A 20,532-nucleotide genomic window follows, 5' to 3' on the forward strand; every position below is an offset into this window, starting at 1 on the left:
GGGTCTCCCGCCCCACCGCTCCACCGGCCCCCGGGCAGAAGGCGTACGTCGTCTCGGGGCTCGCACCCGGGACGGCCGAGAGCGCGGCACGGTTCGAAGTGCGCGCCGTCGGGGAGCTATACACCGCGTCCGACCCCGTGACCGTCACCCACCCCTGGTAAGCACCCGCAGTCCTGGCCATCACCACACAACGGAGCACCCCACATGCATGACGACCGCACTCTGGTCGAGGCCCGCCTCAAGCGTGTGCTCGACGAGCGCATACGACCCGCCGTGTACCCCGAGTCCGTACCGCTCCAGGTGGCGGTGTGGCACGCGCCCGGCGAGCCCGTGCCGGTCGCCGAGGGGCTGGCCGCCGAGCCGGAGCCCGTCGAGGTCGGCGGCAAGTGGGGCGCCCCCTGGGGCACCAGCTGGTTCCGGGTCACCGGGACCGTGCCCGAGGAGTGGGCCGGAAGAACCGTCGAGGCGCTGCTCGACCTCGGCTTCGACGAGAACATGCCCGGCTTCCAGTGCGAGGGCCTGGTCTACCGGCCCGACGGCACCCCGGTGAAGGGCCTCAACCCGCGCAACCAGTGGGTGCGCGTCGGCGCGCCCGCCCGGGGCGGCGAGGAGGTGCGGCTGCACATCGAGGCCGCCTCCAACCCCGTCGTCTTCGGCGGCCGCCCCTTCGCGCCGACGCCGCTCGGCGACAAGGGGACCGCGGGCGACGAGCCCCAGTACACCCTGGAGCGGATGGACCTCGCGGTCTTCGACGAGACCGTGTGGCAGCTGGTCATGGACCTGGAGGTGCTCGGCGAGCTGATGGCCGAGCTGCCGGTGGACTCGCAGCGGCGCTGGGACGTCCTGCGGGCGGTCGAGCGGGCGCTGGACGCCGTGGACCTCCAGGACGTGGGCGGCACCGCCGAGCGGGCCCGCGCCTGCCTGACCGAGGTGCTCGCCGCGCCCGCGGTGCCCTCCGCGCACCGGATCAGCGCCGTCGGCCACGCCCACATCGACTCCGCCTGGCTGTGGCCGCTGCGCGAGACCGTCCGCAAGGTCGCCCGCACGACCTCCAACATGACCGCCCTGCTGGAGGACGAGCCCGACTTCGTCTTCGCCATGTCCCAGGCCCAGCAGTGGGCGTGGGTGCGCGACCACCGGCCCGAGGTGTGGGCGCGGGTGAAGAAGGCGGTGGCCGACGGGCGGTTCGTGCCCGCCGGCGGCATGTGGGTGGAGTCCGACACCAACATGCCGGGCTCGGAGGCGATGGCCCGGCAGTTCGTGCACGGCAAGCGGTTCTTCCTCGACGAGTTCGGCGTCGAGAACGACGAGGCGTGGCTGCCCGACACCTTCGGCTTCGCCGCGGGCCTGCCGCAGATCATCAGGGCCGCCGGGTCCAAGTGGCTGCTGACGCAGAAGATCTCCTGGTCGCAGACGAACAAGTTCCCCCACCACACCTTCCTGTGGGAGGGCATCGACGGCACCCGGATCTTCACCCACTTCCCGCCCGTCGACACCTACAACTGCTCGATGAAGGGCAGCGAGATCGCCCACGCGGCGAGGAACTTCAGGGACAAGGGCGTCGCCCGGCACTCCCTCGCGCCCACCGGCTGGGGCGACGGGGGCGGCGGCACCACCCGCGAGATGGTCGCCAAGGCGGCCCGGCTGCGCAGCCTCGAGGGCTCCGCGACGGTGGAGTGGGAGACGCCGAAGGAGTTCTTCACCAAGGCCGAGGCCGAGTACGCCCACCCGCCCGTCTGGGTCGGCGAGCTCTACCTGGAGCTGCACCGCGCCACCCTCACCAGCCAGGCGAAGACCAAGCAGGGCAACCGCCGCAGCGAGCACCTGCTGCGCGAGGCCGAGCTGTGGGCGGCCACCGCGGCCGTGCGCACCGGCTTCCCCTACCCGTACGAGGACCTGGACCGCATCTGGAAGACGGTGCTGCTCCACCAGTTCCACGACATCCTGCCCGGCTCCTCCATCGCCTGGGTGCACCGCGAGGCACGGAAGACCTACGAGGCGGTCGCCGGGGAGCTGACCGGGATCATCGGCGCCGCGCAGGCCGCGCTCGCGGGCGAGGGCACGCGGACGCTGGTCTTCAACGCCGCGCCGCACGCCCGCCACGCGGTCCCGGCCGGCGGCGCGGGCGCGCCCGCCGGGGCGGGGCGGACGTCCCTGGAGCCCCGCCCCGGCGGCGGCCACGTCCTCGCCAACGACCTGCTGCGCGTCGAGGTCGACGGGCGGGGCCTGGTCGTCTCCGCGTACGACATCGAGGCGGGCCGCGAGACGGTGGCGCCGGGACGGGCCGCGAACCTGCTCCAGATCCACCCCGACCTCCCCAACATGTGGGACGCCTGGGACGTCGACGAGTTCTACCGCAACACCGTCACCGACCTGGTCGAGGCCGACGAGGTGACGCCGGGCGAGGGCGCCTCCGTGCGCGTCGTGCGCAGCTTCGGCGCCTCCAGGGTCACCCAGGTGCTGACGCTGCCCGCGGGGGAGCGGCGGCTGGTGATCGACACCGAGGTCGACTGGCACGAGCGGGAGAAGTTCCTCAAGCTGGCCTTCCCGCTCGACCTGCACGCCGAGCGGTACGCCTCGGAGACCCAGTTCGGGCACTTCTTCCGGCCCACCCACACCAACACCAGCTGGGAGGCGGCCAAGTTCGAGGCGTGCAACCACCGCTTCGTGCACCTGGAGGAGCCCGGCTGGGGCGTCGCCGTCGTCAACGACTCGACGTACGGCCACGACGTGACCCGCACCGTCCGCGACACCGACTCGGGGACGACCACCACGGTCCGGGTGTCGCTGCTGCGCGCCCCGCGCTTCCCCGACCCCGAGACCGACCAGGGCGTGCACCGCTTCCGGCACGCGCTGGTGCCGGGCGCGGGCATCGGCGACGCGGTGCGCGAGGGCTACCGGATCAACCTGCCCGAGCGCCGCGTGACCGGGGCCGGTTCCGGCGAGGTCGCCCCGCTGGTCTCCGTCGACGAGGACGCGGTGGTGGTGACCGCCGTGAAGCTGGCCGACGACGGCAGCGGCGACGTCGTGGTCCGCTGCTACGAGTCCCGGGGCGGCCGGGCCCGGGCCAGGCTGACGACGGGCTTCGCCTTCGGGTCGGTCACGGCGACGGACCTGCTGGAGCGGCCGCTCGCGGACGCGCCCGGGCCCGAGTGGGACGGCGGCGGCGTGTCCCTGTCGCTGCGCCCCTTCGAACTGGTCACGCTCCGCTTCGCCCGGGCCTGACACCGCGCCGCGCCCCGGCACGGGCCGGCGGCCCGGCGCGCACCGGCTCTCCCGCCGGTGCGCGCCGGGCCGCCGCCGGGCTTCGTGCCGGGTGCCCGCCGGGCCGCCGTCGGCCTTGGGCCGGATGCGGGCCGGGCCGCCGCCCGCTTCCGAGTGCCCGCGCGCCGGGCCGCGCGGCGGTGGGAGGCCGCCGCGACGCGCCGGCGGGGTGCCGCTACGGCCGGCGCGCCGGCCTCTCCAGCCGGGTCGGCGGCCAGAACTCGCGCACGAAGGTGCGCTCCCACACGGCGCCCGTCGCGCGCCGCTCGCTCCGGTTCGTGAAGCGGTAGCGGTAGAGCCGGGCGCGCACGTGCCGGGGCGGGGCGTCCGGCGGGAACGGGGAGCGGCGCAGCAGCCTCAGGGTGTCCCGGTCGTTCTCCAGCAGCCGCTCGAGGAGCCCGCCGAACCAGGGGCGGGCGTAGGCGGGGGAGAGCGCGGCGAACCACATCAGCCAGTCCAGCCGCAGGTGGTACGGCGCGTACTGGCGCGGCAGGCGCCGCGGGTCGCCCGGCTTGCCCTTGAACTCGTACTCCTTCCAGTCCCCGTCCCTCAGCGGCACCTCCTCGGCCGTGCCCTCGATCACCACCTCCTGGCGCACCCGGCTGACGCTGCCGAAGGCCCCGTAGGTGTTCACCAGGTGCAGCGGGTCGAAGGAGCTGTTCATCCGCTGGCGCCTGGAGAGCAGGTTGCGGGCCGGGCGGTAGCTCAGGGCCAGCAGCAGCGCGGCCACGGCCAGGACGACGACCTCGTACCACAGGGGCGCTGCGGGAGCGCTCCGCGCGGCGCCCGGGAACTCGATCGCGGACAGCGCGAGCACGACGGTGAGCCAGTTCAGCCAGGCGAAGTTCCCGGAGAGCACCAGCCACAGCTGGGTGACGACCATCAGCGCGGCGGCGGCCGACGCGACGGGCTGCGGGGCGAAGAGAAGGAAGGGCACGACCAGCTGGGTGACGTGGTTGGCGGCGACCTCCACGCGGTGCAGCGGCTTGGGCAGCCGGTGGAAGAGCCGGCTCAGCGGACCCGGCATCGGCTGGGTCTCGTGGTGGTGGTCCAGGCAGGTCAGGTCGCGCCAGCAGGCGTCGCCGCGCATCTTGATCAGCCCCGCGCCGAATTCCACCCGGAACAGCACCCAGCGCAGCAGGAACAGCACCACGACCGGCGGGCCGACCTCGTCGTTGCCCAGGAACACGGCCAGGAAGCCGACCTCCAGGAGCAGCGACTCCCAGCCGAAGGAGTACCAGAGCTGCCCGACGTTCACGACCGACAGGTACAGCGCCCACGGCACCAGCCACAGCAGCATGGCGCCCCACAGCGGCAGCAGGCGGTCCAGGCCGGCGATCAGCGCCACCGACACCGCGCACCCGGTCCAGCACCAGGCCGCGAAGAAGCGGTCGGAGTAGTGCAGGTGGAACACGCTCGGCGAGCGGCGGAAGGGCACCCGCTCCGTGAAGCGCGGCACCGGCAGCATGCCGCGCTCCCCGAGCAGCGCCCGGAACTGCAGGGCGGCGCCCAGGAACGCGACCAGGTACAGCACGGCGAGGCCGCGCTGGAAGACCAGGCGGGCGACCTCGTACCCGGGTGCGGTGAACCAGTCCACGTCGCCGGCCCCTTCCGTGACCTTCCCCGACTCTCCCCGACCTGCTCCGCGGCGCGGCGGCGCCGTACGCGCCGCGCCGCCGTGCGAGTACCACGCGAGCGCCGCGGACAACAGGACATCCTGTCCGGATCCGGCCGCGGCGGCACGCTCCGCACGGACATGCCGGACGGCCGCACCCGCACCGGGAGAACCATAAGTCGATAAAACGGGCAAATAGTGGCATGGTGGAGTCCATGGCTGATCGGGGAGCGAGCATTCTGTCCTTCCCGGACGACTGGCCCGACCACCCGGACCCCATCCTGGCGCTGCACCGCATGGGCAGCTTCGACTGGGACCTGGAGGCCGGTTCCCTGCAGCTGGACGCCCAGGCCCGCGAGCTCTTCGAGCTGTCCGGCCGGGACGACCGCCCCGAGGCCCTGCGCGGCAAGGTGCCCGCCGACGACGCCCACCGCCTCGACGCCGTGGTGGACCGGGCGCTCAGGGACGGCAGCGAGAGCTACGGGGCGTACTTCCGCGTCCGGCTGCGCGACGGCTCCCTGCGCTGGACGCACACCCAGGGCAGCGTCCGCCGGGACGCGGACGGGCGGCCGTACCGCATCATCGGCATCGTCCGCGACGCCACCGAGGAGCTGCGGGCGGGCGCCGAGCGCAGCGAGTGGCGGGCGGCGGCCGAGGCGCGGCGCCGGCGGACGGACGTCGTGCAGGCCGCCACGGCCGCGCTCGCGCACGCGCACACCGTCCAGGACGTCATCGACGTCCTGGAGGAGAACCGGGGGATCGGCCACCTCGGCGCGACGAGCGTGGTCATGGGCCTGGTGGAGGGGGCGCGCATCCGGCTGGTGGCGGAGGGGCCCGAGGGCAGTTTCGTCCCCGGCACCCGGGTGACCCGCATCGACGACCCGTACCCGATGAGCGAGGCCGTGCGCACCCTCGCGCCCCGCTTCATCGAGTCGCCGGAGGAGTTCGCCGCGTCCTATCCGCTGCTGTGGCCGCACCTCACCGATCTGAGGATCACCTCGGCGGCGTACCTGCCGCTCGTCGCGCAGGGCCGCCCCGTCGGCGCCCTGGGCCTGCTCTACCACGACAAGAGCGGCTTCTCGGCCGAGGACCGCAACGTCCTGGTCGCCCTGGCCAGCAGCATCGCCCAGAGCCTGATGCGCGCCATGCTCTACGAGGAGGAGAAGGACCTCGCCGCGGGGCTGCAGCAGGCCATGCTGCCGCGCACGATCCCCGACGTCCCCGGCGCCGACATCGCCGTCCGCTACCGCTCCGGCTCGCTCGGCCGCGACATCGGCGGCGACTGGTACGACGTGATCCCGCTCCCCGGCGGCCGCGTCGGGGCGGTCATCGGCGACGTCCAGGGCCACGACACGCACGCGGCGGCCGTCATGGGCCAGCTGCGCATCGTCCTGCGCGCGTACGCCGTCGAGGGCCACGACCCGGTCACCGTCATGGCCCGCGCCTCGGTCTTCCTGCACGAACTCGACACCGACCGCTTCGCGACCTGCCTGTACGCGGAGGCCGACCCGGCCACCGGCCTCGTCCGGCTGGTCCGGGCGGGCCACGTCGACCCGCTGGTGCGCGACGGCGGCGGCACCTGCCGGCGCACCCCCGTGGTGGGCGGCCTGCCGCTCGGCCTGTCCGCCGAGTTCGGGCGGACCGACTACCCGGTCAGCACCTTCGAGCTCGGCCCCGGCCAGACCCTGCTGCTGTTCACCGACGGGCTGGTCGAGCGGCCGGGCACGGACCTGGCGGACGGCGTACGGGACCTGGGCGAGCAGGTCTCGTCCGGCCCGGACGACGTGCAGGACCTCGCCGACGAGCTGATCGGCGCCGCCGCGCGGCGCGGCGGCGGCGACGACATGGCCCTGCTTCTGCTGCGCCGCCGCGGCCCGGCCGCCCAGCAGGCGGGCGGACGGCTGAGACTGCACGTGGGGGCGGGCGACCCCGAGGCGCTCTCCGAGGCCCGGCACATGATCCGCGCCGCGGTCCGCGCCTGGGACGCGGCCGACCGCGCCGACGAGGTCGAGCTGGTCGCCGACGAGCTGGTCACCAACGCCCTCCTGCACACCGAGGGCGCCGCCGTCGTCACGCTGCGGGTCCTCGCCGGTCCCGGCGCCCGGCGCCGCCTGCGCGTCGAGGTCGAGGACTCCTCCAGCGCCCAGCCCCGCCGCCGCGAGGCCGGCGAGTCCGCCGTCTCGGGCCGCGGACTGCTCCTGGTGGACCTGCTGACCGAGCGCCGGGGCGTGGAGGCGTGCGGCGGCGGCAAGCGGGTGTGGTGCGAGTTCGGCCTGCCGGCCGGCGTCACGGCCGCTCCAGCGTGACGAGCCGCTCGCCCCGCGCCGTGCGGACCTCGAAGCGGGAGATGTCGCCGGGGTGCAGCGCCGCCGCGCCCCGTACGGCCGTGTCGCCGTCCGGGTGCTCCGGCACCGTCCAGCCGGCCACGGTCTCCTCCGAGCCGTCGCGGCCGACGGCGACCAGCTCGCACACCCGGGACGCCGACGTGTCCCGCACCCTCAGGTCGATCTCGCTGCCGTAGTCCCGCTCCGCCGTGCTGACCCGCGCCCACACCCCGGAGGTGGGGTCGGTCGCGGTGAGGGCCGTGGACGCCCCCGCGGCGGGCCGCGGGGCGCCGCCCGAGGCGGCGACCACCGCGGCCGGACCGGCCACGGCGAACACCACGGCCGCCGCCACGATCCACAGCCGGCGCCGGCGCAGCCCGCGCCGCCGGGAGGCCACCTCCTCCAGGAGCCGGTCCAGCAGACGCGGCCCGGGGGAGGCCGCAGGGTGCACCGAGCGCGGCGTGGCCTCCCGGTACAGCAGCAGCTGCCGGGCGGTCGGACCGAACTCGCTGACGTGCACCGTGCAGCGAGGGCACGCCACGAGGTGGTCCTCGAAGCGGAAGGCGTCCGCCTCGTCCAGCACGCCGAGTGCGTAGGCGCCGGCGTCGCGATGGCGTTCCAGGGACCTCATACCAAATCCTCGAGCCGGTGGTGCGGAGTGGGCGGTGGTGCTGCCCACCCGTACGCACCGGACCGCCGAATCACTCAAGGCCGTTGCCGAACGGTGACCTCACGTGTTCGGAGCGGTCCGGTCCGCGGATCGGTACGGATGTCCGAGAACCCGGCCGGTACGGGCCCGGGACCGGATCGTCGCAGACCCGGGGGTGTGCCGGTACGGGTCCCGGACCTCAGAAGAGGTGGATCGCCAGGTGCCCCAGCGGCAGCCCCAGCCGCCAGGCGGGCGTCCACACCTGGGGGCCGTCGTCCTCACCGGGCACGGACCCGCCGGGCACCGCGTCCAGGTCCGGGGCGAGCAGCTCCGTCTCCTCCAGCCAGCGCCACGCCGCCCACGCCAGCTCCAGGTCCGGATCGGGCCGGCCCGACTCGGCGGCCCGGGCCGTCCTGCGGTCCATGCGCTCGCACACCCAGTCCTGCCAGGGCTGGTCGTACGCCGTCAGCGACAGCCACGTCTCCAGCTGGGTGACGACCCGGATGCCGGACAGCTCTCCCTTGGTGTCGGAGAGGAAGATGGTGAGGGCCAGAGCGTCGCGCCCGGCACGGAACTCGAACGATGTGGGGGGCATGAGATCGCCGGTGCGCAGCAGTTCGTCGGCGATGTACTCCGCGTACAGCCACGCCATCGGAACGGCGAGTCCGTCGCCGCCGTCGGCGCCGCCCGTACCCTTCTGGCCTCTGTGCAGCATCCCTTCCTGCCCTTCCTCCGGTGGTCCGCGGGGCCCGGCCACGGGCCCCCGGTCCGGAACACGGATGAGGACAGCCGATTACCCAACGGGGGTCCGCAGCAAGGCGCTTTGCGAATCCTTGACCCGGGCCGCGGTTTCACCGCAGGTCGGTCGCGTATCCCGGAAGAACCCTGCGCAGAGCGCGCAAGGCGTAGTACGCACGGGACTTGACGGTGCCGGGCGGGATGCCCAGGGAGGCCGCGGCCTCGGCCACGCTCGCCCCGCGGAAGTACACCTCGACCAGGACGTCCCGGTGTTCGGGCGTCAGCGTCCGCACGGCCTCGCGCACGTCGAGGGCGGCCGCCGAGCGCTCGGCGTGGTCCGCGGCCACCCGGGCGTTCTCCAGCACGGCGTCACCGACCTCGGCGGGCCGCGCCCGACGGGCCCGCCGCGCGTCGATGGCGAGCCGCCGCCCGACGGTCAGCAGCCAGGGGCGCACGGAGTCGAAGTCGGCGGCACGCAGCGCCTCGGGGTGCTGCCAGGCGCGGACGAGGGTCTCCTGGACGAGGTCCTCGGCCCGCTGCCGGTCCCCGTCGGACAGCCGCAGCAGCAGGGCGAAGAGCGGCGCGCCGTGCTCGCGCTGCACCGCGGCGAGCTCGTGTTCGCAGGTCGTCGTGGCACTGGTGGGGCAAGTGGTGGTTCCGGCCGTCATGGCCGTATGGCACCGTACGCGGCCGCGCCGGGACAGGGAGCGGCCGGCGATCTGCGACGGACGGTCGAATGCGTCGACGAACGGTACGACGAACGGTCCGCGGGCGCCGCGCGCGCGTTCCCTCCCCGGCCGCCCGTGCGGCGGCGGGCGCCGGGGAGGGCGGACCGGTCAGGCGCCGCCGTCGCGGGCCAGCGCCGAACGGCGGTAGGAGTAGCCGAAGTAGACGACGAGGCCGAGCGCGAACCACACGGCGAACCGCACCCACGTCTGCCACTGCAGGAACGTGATCAGCCACAGGGAGAAGACCACGCCCAGGGCCGGCACCACCGGCATCCCCGGGGTGCGGAAGGTGCGCGGCAGGTCGGGGCGCCGGTAGCGCAGGACGATCACCGCGACGCACACCACCACGAACGCCAGCAGGATGCCGATGTTGGTCAGCTCCGCCGCCTCGCCGATGGGCAGGAACCCGGCGATCGCCGCCGACGCCACGCCCGCGATCCACGTCACGCGCGTCGGCACGTGCCGCGTGGGGTGCGTCTTGGCGAACCACCTCGGCAGCAGCCCGTCCCGGCTCATCGAGAACCACACCCGGGTCACGCCCAGCATGAACGTGAACATCACGGTGAGGATGCCGATGATCGCGCCGACCGCGATGACGTCCGCGAGCCCGCTCAGGCCCACCGACTTGAACGCCGTGGAGAAGCCGCTCTCCTCGTCGATCTCCCGGTAGTCCTGCATCCCGGTGAGGACCAGGCAGGCGAGCACGTACAGGACCATCGAGATCGCCAGCGAGTAGACGATCGCCTTGGGCATGTGCCGCTGCGCGTCCTTGGACTCCTCCGCCGCCGTGGACATCGCGTCGTACCCGAAGACGGCGAAGAAGACGGTCGCCGCGCCCGTGAACGCGCCGCTCACCCCGTAGGGGAAGAAGGGGTCGTAGTTAGCGGTGTCGATGTGGAAGACGCCCACGCCGATCACCAGCAGCACCACCAGCACCTTCAGGACGACCACGACCGTCTCGAAGCGGGCGGCGTTGCGGATGCCCAGGTTCAGCAGGTACGCGATGAGCAGGCACAGCAGCGCCGCGAACAGGTCGACCCGGTGGCCGTCGCCGGTGCCGGGCGCGCCCAGCATCCAGGCCGGCAGGTCGGCGCCCAGTTCCCCGACGAGGAAGCTGAAGTAGCCGGAGATCCCGATGGCGACCACGGCCACGATCGCCGTGTACTCCAGCAGCAGGTCCCAGCCGATGAACCAGCCGGCGAACTCGCCGAGGACCGCGTACCCGTAGGTGTAGGCGGAGCCCGCCTTCGGGATCAGGCCCGCGAACTCGGCGTACGACAGGGCCGCCGCGGCGCTCGCGACGCCCGCGATCAGGAAGGAGACGACGACCGCGGGGCCCGCCGTGCCGTTGGCCACCGTGCCGGCCAGGGTGAAGATGCCGGCGCCGATGATGCCGCCGACGCCGATCGCGGTCAGCTGCCACAGGCCGAGCGACCGGTCCAGGCGGCCCTCGTCGGCCTCCGTGTCGTCGATGCTGTCGATGGGTTTGCGGCGCAGAATTCCCTCGCCCATGCGGAGCCCGGCCATGAGCCTCACCTCTTCGCGGACGGCAATCGCCTGACGGCCGATCATGATGGCCCAGCGAGGCGCGCGGCGGAAGACGCCACGCGCCGAGACGGACACGGCGTGCCGTGGCGGGCACCACGGCCGCGACGAGTGCCGCGTGCCGCGATAAGTACCGCGTGCCGTGACGGACACCGCGTGCCGCGACGAGTGCCGCGTGCCGCTACGGACACCGCGTCCGCGAGGGACGCGCGTGACGCGTGAGCGCCGCTACGGTACGACGGTCACCGGCCAGCGGCCCGCCTTCACCAGCCGGACGGCGACGGAGCCGACGATGCGGTGGCCCGCCTGCTCGGAGGCGCCGACCACCACGGCGTCCGCCTTCAGCTCGTCGGCCGCCGTCACCAGGCCGTTGTACGGGTCGCCGCGGAAGGTGTGGAACTCCCAGCGCACGTCGAAGGTGTCCTTGACCCGCTCGGAGGACTCCCGGATGTAGCGGACGAGGTCCTCGGCGATCTCGTCGGTCGTCTCGGCGACCGGCGCGCCGAGCGCCGCGCCCGCCGTCAGGACCGGCTGCACGTAGACGACGGCCAGCAGGGCGTGCTGCCGCCGTGCCAGGCCGGCGGCGTACGCGGCCGCGCGGAGCGAGGGCTCGGAGCCGTCCACGCCGACGAGGACGACCTTGGGCCCGTCGGTGCCGCGCTCGAACTGGTGGGAGTGCTGTTCCGTCACGGCTGCGAGGCTATCGAAGCCGCCGCCGGCCGGACCGCCCAGGTACGTGCCCGAGGCCGCTGCGACCACGGCCTTCGCCCGGACGGGCCGCACCCGGGCGCCGCGCCCGGTCCGGGCGCCGCGCGACCACCTGCCGCGCCTGCTGGACTCCGGCTGCCACGTCACGGGTGGAAAGGCCGGGCCCCGGTGCGCCACGCACCGGGGCCCGGCCTTTTCCCCGCGTTCTCCTTTGAGCCCCGCCCTTCCCGGTGGAGGGAAAGCGCTCAGCGCACCTCCGTCATACGGGCGAACACGACGACGTTCCCGCTGTATCCGTTCTGCTCGGAGAAACCGCCACCGCAGGTGATGACCCGCAGTTCCGGCTTCCCGGTGTCCCCGTAGACACGTTTTCCGGGGAAATCGTTCTTGTCGAAGACCTCGATGCCGTAGATCTCGAACACGGCGGTCTTTCCGTCCCGGCGCCGCACCTCGACGCCGTTGCCCTTCTCCAGCGCGCCGAGACCGTAGAACACGGCGGGGCCCTGCTGGTTGTCGACGTGGCCGACCACGACCGACGTGCCCTTCTCGCCCGGCGAGACCGCCCCGGAGAACCAGCCCGCGAGGTTGGGGTCCTCCGGCGGCGGCGCGTCCACCCAGCCGTCCGCGTCGAGGCCCACCGGCGTCACCGGCGCGTCCACCTGGATCGCGGGAATCCGCACCCGGTCGGCCACGGAGAACGGGAGCGGTTCCGCGGCGCGTGCGTCCGCCTCGGACGCGGTACGGCCGTCCGCCGCGGCGGCGGCCGCGGACGCGGGCTGGGGCGGCCCCACGTCGAATTCCCCCGAACCGTTCCGAATGAGTGCCAGACCGGTCAGCAGAACAAGCGCTATCACGCCCCAGGGGGCGCGCTTCTTCTGCCGCTCCTCCTCTTCGGGCAGTTCGGACGAAGACATTCGCAAAACCCCTCTCGACACGACCGTCACCGCGTCCGTCGCGCGTACGAGAAAGCTAAGGGGAGCATGCCCGGCGGGCGACGGGAAAAGGGCGAACGGGTGGCGACCGTGCGGCCGGTGCGCCATCCGGGCAGCCGCGACCGGGAATTTTCCGACAGTCCGTGACCTGCGGTGATATCCGGTCACGCGGTTTTTCCCGGCGTATCCGCTCACCAGGACGGACCAGCGCCGAAATGCGGGCCGGTAAAAGGCATCTGAGTGTCTGTCTGGAAGGCGTTGTCTCGCCGATCGACCCGGGAGACGGCTCCCGGGGCGCCTTCCCCGGAGGATCACATGCGTACCACTCGTGCCCTGGCGGTCTCCGCCGTCGCGGCCGCCGTGCTCGGCGCGGCCGCCCCGACGGCCACGGCCTGGGACCATCCCAGCAACATCGTCGCCCTGCCCGGCGTCATCGCCCGGGGCGGTGAGCTGACCCTCACCGTCGACGGCTGCTCGAAGGGCGGCAGTGCCATGTCGCCCGCGTTCCGGGACGAGGTGGAGCTGTCGTCGGTGCAGGGCAGCCGCAACGAGTCGGCGAGCGGCACGGCGAAGGTCAAGGACTCGGCCGTGCCCGGCACGTACGACGTCAAGGTCGACTGCGGGGGCACCGGCGCGCTGACCCGGCCCTCGGCCTTCACCGTCATCGGCGGTGTCCGCGGCGGTCTCGGCGGCAGCAGTGCCACCGGAGCCACCCCGACCGACGTGGCGATCGGAGGCGGCCTGGTGGCCGTGGCACTCATCGGCGGCGGCGCGTTCTGGCTGCGGCGCCGCACGGAGAGCAGGCTCTGAGGCGGGCGGGCGCCGTCCGCCGGGGCACCGCCGGCCCGGCGGGACCCCCGCCCGGAGCACCGCGCCGCGCCGGAGACCGGATCGCACGCGGCCCGGCCCTTCGCCCCGTACGTACCCCGGCGGGTACCGGGGCGGAGGGCCGCGGGCGTGCCGGGGGCACCGCCGTGCCGGGACCGCCGCGACCGCGCCGGGGGCGTGCTCGCCCGCCGGTCCACCGGAGCCGCCGAAGTCGTCGGAGCCATCGTCCCGTACCGGGTCAGGACGCGCCGTCGCCCGAGGGGCGGCGGCGCGACCAGTAGTACGCCACGCCGATCGCGCCGCCGACGAGCGCGCCGCCCAGGCCGATCCGCCGCAGGTCGAACCCGTCCATGGTGCCGCCCGCACCGGCCTTGACACCGTGCTGGACGTCGCCGGGGTCGTGCAGGGGACGCTTCTGGTGCCCGGCGGCGACGGTGAGGTCGGTGTGGCCGGTCTCGCGGCCGCACCGGAACGTCACCTCGTACACGGCGCCCGGCTTGGCGTCCCAGCCGACGTCGGTCGTCGCGAACGCCTCCCCGCGGGGGACGGTGACCGTGTCGAAGGCGTCGGAGTGGATGCGCGCCGTCTTGCGGCAGTCGGTGACGAAGAGGGTGACCTCGCCGCCCGCGTCCACGGTCGTCGGGGAGACGCGGTAGCCGAACGTGGTGACCTCCTCCCCGCCGGGGTCGGCCGAGGCGACGGTGCAGGAGGAGAGGGCCAGGGTCGTGACCCCCACCAGGGCGGCCGAAGCGGCGCGTCGTATCGCGCGCATGGTGAGTCCTCCGGGTCCCGAGGAGCCGTGCGGCGGACCTGTTCCGCTCGCGCCGGGAATGCACCTCGACGCCCGAAACGCTAGGAAGCCGCGGGCTCCGGCGCGATCGCAGCCGCGCGAACGGGGCAGATCCGTGGGCCGACCGGGTGAATGCGCGCGTACGCGAGGGGGACGCCGACGGCGTGGCACCCTCACGTCCCCGGCGGGCCGCTCCGTCCGCGGGCCCGGCCCGGCCGCCGGGCCCGCGGCGCCCTGCCCGGTGCCTCGTCGGCCCGTCGGCCCAGTGGCCCGGCCGTCGGGGCCCGCGGGGCGCCCTGCCTGGCGCCCGCGGGCCCGGCGGCCCAGCCCCCCCGGTGACCCGCGAGCCGCCGGCCCGGGAGCCTCCCGCACACGTCCGCGGCCCCCGCCGGTCCGAGGGCCTCCCGCACACGTCCGCGGCCCCCGGGGAGCACCCCGGGGGCCGCGGAGGCGCGGACCGCCGAACCCGCCGGCCCGCGGCGGTCCCCGTTCAGCCCTTGACGCCGGGGAACAGTTGCAGGAACGGCGCCAGGGACTCCTCCGCCCCCCGGACGTAGGGCTCGTCGAAGTCCCAGATGAGGAACAGGAGGAAGGCGATCAGGATGGAGAACAGTCCGGCCAGGAGCAGTTCGCGGCCGGTGCGGCGGATCTGGAGGGTGAAGATCATGCCGACGGTGACCACGGCGCCGGCGATCAGGCCGAACCACACCACCCCCGGCATGGTCGGCTCGATCGACCCGGCCCGGGCGCTGCGCGCCTCGTCGGCCGCGGTGACCTGGTCGAGGAGCGGCTGGTAGGCCTGGGCCTCGAAGTCCGACCCCGGCTCGTAGTCGGTGACGTCCGCGCGGATCCTCTCGAACAGGCGGTCGCCGCGTTCGGTGGTCCGCCCGTGCTCGGCCATGGACTTCCACTCGGTGGTGACGACGTGGCCGACATAGGCGTTGACGTCGTCCCGGATGCGGTCGCGGGCGTCGGGCGGATAGGCGCGGACGCGCTCCGAGATCTCGTGCAGCGCGTGGGACTCGGCGCGGACGTACTCGTGGGCCCCGCTGCGGGCCTCCCACACCCCGGCGATGGCGAGACCCAGCACGATGGCGTACACCACGCCGATCATCATCGTCATGTACTCGATCACATCCGGCGTTTCGGACGGGTCGTCGTCCTCGGGTGCGGTGCGGTCCCGTACGACGGCCACGATGACGACCACGGCGCACGCGGCGGCCATCGCGACGGCGAGAACAAGCCATTCTGACAAGATGTGCCTCCGGAGGGGTCAGCGCGGGCGCAGCGCCGCTACGGCGAGCACCGCGGGCGCCATGATCATCAGGGTGGTCGTCAGGACGGACGGGCCGCCGGTCGGCGTCCGCCGGTGCGCGGCCGGCGCGCGCCGGGGCGGATAGCTCACCCGCGTCGGCTCGGGCCGCTCGCTGCGGGTCGGAGTGGGTGTCGGGGTCGGAGCGGGGGGCGGGGTCGGGGTCGGAGTGGGCTGCGGCGGTGGCGTCGGCTCCGGCGCGGGGGGCGCGGGCCGGGGCGGCGGCGGTGACGGTGGCTCCGGAGGCGGCGGGGGACTGGGCGGGGGTGGCGGCGGAGGCGGCGGAGGCCGGTGGGAGGGCTCCACGGGGCCCGCGCTGCAGTACCCGCCGCTCCCGGTGACGGCGACGTCGCCGCCGTCCGCCGCGGCACCGCCCGGGCCGCCGGCGACGGAGGCGCCCGGTCCGCCGGGGCCGATGGAGGCGTATCCGCAGTCGGCGGCGACCGCCGCGGCCCCCGTCCCGCCGGCCGCCAGCCAGGCCAGCACGATCAGCGCCAACAGCCGTACGACGAGGCCGGATCGGGTTCGCTGAGGTCCATGCACCCCGAGATCCTGGGCACCGGTCCGGCCGCCCACGCCGCGACCCGGCCCATTCCGCCCGAAGGGGGGAGATCCGGGCCGGTCCGGTTTGCCGTGCGGAATGCCGTGAACGGGGCGTCCGCACGCCCTGGGCGGGACGTCCGCGCGGGTGCGGGAAGAATCTTGCGAGGTGGTTGAACACTCCCGGTGCCCCGGCCCGTACGTAGGGCCATGCGCGGCGTGCAAGGGCGCCGCGCCACCGGAGCTGACAGCGGGAGTTACCCATGAAGACCTCCTGGCGGAGCGCCTCGCTCGTGGCGGCAGCCGCGGCCGTGCTGGCGCTGACGACGGCGTGCGGTCAGGAACAGGCCGGCAGTGCCTCGACGGGCAGCCAGAACGTGGGCGCCGCCGCTGCCGCGGACGGCTACGGCTCCGCCTCCGGCGAGGGCGGCGCCGCGACCGGGGCGGGGCAGCAGGCGGCGGCCGCGGGGGAGGCCGCGGGCCAGCTCGCCGTCGCCACCGACAAGAAGCTCGGCGAGGTGCTCACCGACAGCGCCGGCTTCACCCTCTACCGCTTCGACAAGGACGTGGCCGAACCGCCCCGGTCGAACTGCGAGGGCGACTGCCTCAAGACCTGGCCCCCGGTGCCGGCCGACGGCGCCACCGCGCCGGCGGGCGCCGACGCCTCCCTGATCGGCGAGGTCACCCGCTCCGACGGGACCAAGCAGCTGACCATCGACGGCTGGCCGATGTACCGCTACGCGAAGGACACGGCGGCCGGTGACACCAAGGGCCAGGGCGTGGGGGGCACGTGGTTCGCCTCCGCGCCCGACGGCAAGAAGGCCGAGGCGGCGGAGCCGGCCGGGCTGTCCACGCGCAAGGATCCCGAGCTGGGCGAGATCGTCGTCGACAAGAAGGGCATGACGGTCTACCGGTTCATGAAGGACTCCGCCTGGCCCGTCAAGTCCGCGTGCACCGGCGCCTGCCTGGAGAAGTGGCCGGCCGTCGCCCCCGTGGACAAGAACGACACCAGGGGAGTCGTGAAGAAGGGCCTCATGACCTTCGACCGGCCCGACGGTACGCAGCAGATGACCGTGGACTGCTGGCCCATCTACACCTTCGCCGGGGACCGGGAGCCCGGCGACACCAACGGTCAGGGCGTGGGCGGCACCTGGTACGCCGTCGCGCCCGACGGAAAGCCGGTCGGCGCGCCGAAGTAGACGGATCACCTCCCCCAGGTCGATCCTCCGGAAACCCGACGGACCGCGGAGAGAGGAAAGGAGCGGACAGGAAGCAGAGTGCCGGATGTACGGAACGACCCGCGCGCGACCCCGGTCCGCCCCCTCCGCACCGCAAGGGAGGGGGCGGATCTCCCTTTTCCCGCACAGAGGGCGGACCGCCCTTTTCCGGCGATACGGATTTCGCCGCGACGCTTCGTAACTCCTCGGAAACTCTCGGAGATGTTCCGCCGTGCTTTCGTGTGGGGGCAATTCGGCAGGTGCCGGAGGCGGTGACCGGGAACGGACGGTCAATTTCCGTTTTGACTCGCTCTGTTGGCGGGCGATCAGTAGCCTCTGCTCGAACACCGGAACGCCTACGTGTTGGAGAGATTGATGGAGCGTCCCGCCTGGGCCCCACGCAGCATCGACATCACGGTGCCCAGTGTGAGCCGCATCTACGACTACTACCTGGGCGGTTCGCACAACTTCGAGGTGGACCGGGAAGCGGCCCGCAAGGCCATGGAATTCATGCCGGGACTGCCCAAGATCATGCAGGCCAACCGGGCCTTCATGCGCCGGGCCGTGCGGTTCGCGGTGGCCGAGGGCGTCACCCAGTTCCTCGACATCGGCTCGGGCATCCCGACCTTCGGCAACGTCCACGAGGTGGCGCAGGAGGCGTCCCCGGGGGCCCGGGTCGTGTACGTCGACCACGACCCGGTGGCCGTGGCGCACAGCGGCGCGGTCCTGAAGGGCAACGAGAACGCCGGCATCGTCGCCGCGGACCTGCGCAGGCCGCAGGAGATCCTGCGCAGCGACGCGGTGCGGCGGCTGATCGACCTGAACCGGCCGGTCGCCCTCCTCCTCGTTGCCATACTGCACTTCGTGGAGGACACGGACGACCCGTACGGGAAGGTGGCCGAGCTGCGGGACGCGCTCGCACCCGGCAGCCTGCTCGTCGTCACGCACGCCTCGGCCGACCACATCCCGCTTCCGCAGAAGCGGACCGAGGGCGCGGTCGACGTCTACAAGAACATCCGAAACCCGCTGATCATGCGCGCGCGCGACGACGTCGCGCGGTTCTTCGAGGGGTACGACATGGTGGAACCCGGACTGGTGCCGCTGCGGGACTGGCGGCCCGAGACGGCGCCCGAGGACGAGGACCCGTACGCCGCGTCCGGCTACGCGGGAGTGGGGCGCAAGGCGTGACCACCGAGCCGGACGGACCGGAGGACAGACTGCGCAGGTTCGCGGCGATATGGGCCCGGGCGATCTTCCCGGTGACCGCGACGTCGCTGACCAGGCCGGAGTTCGAGGAGCAGCTGGTGCCGCTCGCCCGGCGGCTGCGCGACGCACTGCACGCCCGGGCGATGAACGCGGCCGAGGGCCAGGCGCTCGGCGCCGCGCTGATCGACGTGCACTGCACCGACCCCGAGTCGCTCAGCCGCACGCTCGACTGCGTCGACGCCTACCTGGTGCTGTACTGCGGCGAGGACGGGCCGCAGGACGCGCTGCGCACCCGCGCCTCGCGGCTGCAGCACGCGATGGCCGCCGGGTTCGCCCAGGCGCTGCGCGAGCGCACGCTCGCCGAGCAGGAGACCATCGCCCACGCCGCGCTGCACGCCCAGGAGGCGGTGGCCCAGGCGCTGCACGCGAGCGAGGCGCGCTTCCGCGCGGTCTTCGAGGGCGCGGCCATCGGCATCAGCATCGCCGACCTCGACGGCAACATCCTCGAGGTGAACAACACGCTGCTGCGCATGTTCGGCGGCACCGAGCAGTCGGTGCGCGGCCGCAACGTCAAGCAGTGGACGCACCCCGAGGACGCGCCCCAGGTGTGGCGCCTGTACGAGGAGCTGGTGCAGGGCGACCGCGAGCACTACCACATCGAGAAGGCGTACTACCGGCCCGACGGAACGGTCCTGTGGACCAACCTGACGGTCTCCCTGCTGCGCGACGCCGACGGGCAGCCGCAGTACCAGCTCGCGCTCATGGAGGACACCACCGAGCGCCGGCTGCTCAACCTGCGGCTGCGCTACGAGGCGACGCACGACGCGCTCACCGGGCTGCCCAACCGCACCCTGTTCTTCGAGCGCCTCGACAAGGCGCTCGCCGCGGGCGGCGACGCGCGCTTCGGGCTGTGCTACCTCGACCTCGACGGCTTCAAGGCCATCAACGACAGCCTCGGGCACGCGGCCGGCGACCGGCTGCTGGTGGAGGTCGCCGACCGGCTGCAGGCCTGCGCGACCGCGCCCGGCGAGATGGTCGCGCGGCTCGGCGGCGACGAGTTCGTGGCGCTGACCACCGGTCCCGACACCCAGCACGAGGTCGACGCGCTCGCCGACCGCATCCTCAACGCGCTGTCCGCCCCCATCCGGATCGACGGCCGCGAGCTGACCGTGCGCGGCAGCATCGGCATCGTCGAGGGTCCGGCGGGGGAGCGGGGCCCGGCGGAGGTGCTGCGCAGCGCCGACATCACGATGTACCGGGCGAAGTCCGCGGGCGGCAACCGCTACGAGCTCGCCGACCCCGAGGCCGACGCGCGCGTGATCACCCGGCACGGGCTGACCACGGCGCTGCCGGCGGCCCTGGACCGGGGCGAGTTCTTCATCGAGTACCAGCCGCTGGTGAAGCTCGGCGACGGCAGCGTGCGCGGCGCCGAGGCGCTGGTGCGGTGGCTGCACCCGCAGCACGGGGTGCTCGGCCCGGACCGCTTCATCCCGCTCGCCGAGCGCACGGGCCTGATCGTGCCGCTGGGCCGCTGGGTCCTCGAGGAGTCGGTCCGCCAGGCGCGGGCGTGGCAGCAGCGGACCGCGGGCTCCGGCCCGCTGCGGGTCAACGTCAACCTGTCGCCGTGTCAGCTCACCCACCCGGGGCTGGTCTCCGACACGGTCGAGATCCTGGAGGAGGCCGGTCTCGAACCGGACGCGCTGTGCCTGGAGGTCACCGAGTCCGCGCTGATAGGGGCGGACGACGACCTGCTCAAGCCGCTGCGGCGGCTCGCCGAGATGGGCGTGGACATCGCGCTCGACGACTTCGGCACGGGCTACTCCAACCTCGCCAACCTGCGCCGGCTGCCGGTGAGCGTCCTCAAGCTGGACCGCTCCTTCACCCAGGGCATGCAGCAGTTCCCGGCGGACCCGGTCGACCTGAAGATCGTCGAGGGCATCGTCTCCCTCGCCCACAGCCTGGACCTCGCGGTCACGGTCGAGGGCGTGGAGACCGGCGCCCAGGCCGAGCAGCTGCGCCTCATGGGCTGCGACACGGCCCAGGGCTGGTACTACGCGCGCCCCGGCCCGCCGGACCGCCTGCACGAGCTGGCGCTCATGGACGCGACGGGCTGACGGCACCCGTCGGACGCACCCG

The 20,532-nt window shown here is 73.8% G+C and carries 16 protein-coding genes; 6 read left to right on the forward strand and 10 right to left on the reverse strand.

The features are described from left to right. The first annotated feature begins 204 nt into the window (after window positions 1-204). Window positions 205-3,225, forward strand: coding sequence for an alpha-mannosidase (locus IE271_RS22610; RefSeq protein WP_190192217.1), 3,021 nt, complete (start codon window positions 205-207; stop codon window positions 3,223-3,225). Window positions 3,226-3,439: 214 nt separating this feature from the next. On the opposite strand, the gene IE271_RS22615 is transcribed toward IE271_RS22610, so the two are convergent. Then, window positions 3,440-4,861, reverse strand: coding sequence for a lipase maturation factor family protein (locus IE271_RS22615; RefSeq protein WP_190192218.1), 1,422 nt, complete (start codon window positions 4,859-4,861; stop codon window positions 3,440-3,442). A gap of 233 nt (window positions 4,862-5,094) precedes the next feature. Between IE271_RS22615 and IE271_RS22620 the strand changes: the two genes are divergently transcribed. Beyond that, the gene (locus IE271_RS22620; RefSeq protein WP_190192219.1) at window positions 5,095-7,185 is read left to right on the forward strand and encodes a SpoIIE family protein phosphatase; all 2,091 of its coding nucleotides are present in this window, start codon (window positions 5,095-5,097) and stop codon (window positions 7,183-7,185) included. Here the strand turns inward: IE271_RS22620 and IE271_RS22625 are convergent. From IE271_RS22625 to IE271_RS22650, 6 genes are all read right to left on the reverse strand, one after another. Further along, entirely contained in the window at window positions 7,166-7,834 is a 669-nt protein-coding gene (locus IE271_RS22625) for a zf-HC2 domain-containing protein (protein WP_190192220.1), read from the reverse strand. The genes IE271_RS22620 and IE271_RS22625 overlap by 20 nt on opposite strands. Window positions 7,835-8,051: 217 nt before the next feature. Beyond that, window positions 8,052-8,567, reverse strand: a complete 516-nt coding sequence (locus tag IE271_RS22630; protein WP_190192221.1) for a hypothetical protein — start codon at window positions 8,565-8,567, stop codon at window positions 8,052-8,054. Between the two features lie 136 nt (window positions 8,568-8,703). Then, window positions 8,704-9,258, reverse strand: a complete 555-nt coding sequence (locus IE271_RS22635) for a sigma-70 family RNA polymerase sigma factor (protein ID WP_190192222.1) — start codon at window positions 9,256-9,258, stop codon at window positions 8,704-8,706. A 168-nt stretch (window positions 9,259-9,426) separates the two neighbouring features. Further along, window positions 9,427-10,845: an amino acid permease gene (locus IE271_RS22640; protein ID WP_190192223.1), complete on the reverse strand. Its 1,419-nt coding sequence runs from the start codon at window positions 10,843-10,845 to the stop codon at window positions 9,427-9,429. A 246-nt stretch (window positions 10,846-11,091) separates the two neighbouring features. After that, window positions 11,092-11,553: a universal stress protein gene (locus IE271_RS22645; RefSeq protein ID WP_190192224.1), complete on the reverse strand. Its 462-nt coding sequence runs from the start codon at window positions 11,551-11,553 to the stop codon at window positions 11,092-11,094. Between the two features lie 263 nt (window positions 11,554-11,816). Then, the gene (locus IE271_RS22650) at window positions 11,817-12,485 is read right to left on the reverse strand and encodes a class F sortase (RefSeq protein WP_190192225.1); all 669 of its coding nucleotides are present in this window, start codon (window positions 12,483-12,485) and stop codon (window positions 11,817-11,819) included. A gap of 333 nt (window positions 12,486-12,818) precedes the next feature. On the opposite strand from IE271_RS22650, the gene IE271_RS22655 reads away from it, so the two are divergent. Then, a complete protein-coding gene (locus tag IE271_RS22655) occupies window positions 12,819-13,313 on the forward strand; it encodes a hypothetical protein (RefSeq protein WP_190192226.1) in 495 nt (164 codons plus the stop codon). Window positions 13,314-13,569: 256 nt separating this feature from the next. Here IE271_RS22655 and IE271_RS22660 read toward each other — a convergent pair whose 3' ends face one another. From IE271_RS22660 to IE271_RS43370, 3 genes are all read right to left on the reverse strand, one after another. Further along, window positions 13,570-14,103 (reverse strand): hypothetical protein, encoded by a 534-nt coding sequence (locus tag IE271_RS22660; RefSeq protein WP_190192227.1) that lies wholly within the window; start codon window positions 14,101-14,103, stop codon window positions 13,570-13,572. 508 nt (window positions 14,104-14,611) lie between these two features. Beyond that, window positions 14,612-15,376: a bestrophin-like domain gene (locus IE271_RS22665; protein ID WP_190192228.1), complete on the reverse strand. Its 765-nt coding sequence runs from the start codon at window positions 15,374-15,376 to the stop codon at window positions 14,612-14,614. Between the two features lie 18 nt (window positions 15,377-15,394). Further along, window positions 15,395-15,526, reverse strand: coding sequence for a hypothetical protein (locus IE271_RS43370; protein WP_268256213.1), 132 nt, complete (start codon window positions 15,524-15,526; stop codon window positions 15,395-15,397). A gap of 710 nt (window positions 15,527-16,236) precedes the next feature. Here IE271_RS43370 and IE271_RS22675 point away from each other — a divergent pair. From IE271_RS22675 to IE271_RS22685, 3 genes are all read left to right on the forward strand, one after another. Further along, on the forward strand, window positions 16,237-17,172 hold the full coding sequence (locus tag IE271_RS22675; protein ID WP_190192230.1) for an SCO0930 family lipoprotein: 936 nt from the start codon (window positions 16,237-16,239) through the stop codon (window positions 17,170-17,172). Between the two features lie 393 nt (window positions 17,173-17,565). Continuing rightward, complete coding sequence (locus tag IE271_RS22680) at window positions 17,566-18,378, forward strand: SAM-dependent methyltransferase (protein ID WP_190192231.1); 813 nt, start codon at window positions 17,566-17,568, stop codon at window positions 18,376-18,378. Beyond that, window positions 18,375-20,510: a putative bifunctional diguanylate cyclase/phosphodiesterase gene (locus IE271_RS22685; RefSeq protein WP_190192232.1), complete on the forward strand. Its 2,136-nt coding sequence runs from the start codon at window positions 18,375-18,377 to the stop codon at window positions 20,508-20,510. Before IE271_RS22680 ends, IE271_RS22685 begins: the two co-directional genes overlap by 4 nt. Window positions 20,511-20,532 lie beyond the last annotated feature (22 nt).

Origin of the sequence: Streptomyces minutiscleroticus (assembly GCF_014650875.1) — a bacterium.
GTDB classification, from domain to species: Bacteria; Actinomycetota; Actinomycetes; order Streptomycetales; family Streptomycetaceae; genus Streptomyces; species Streptomyces minutiscleroticus.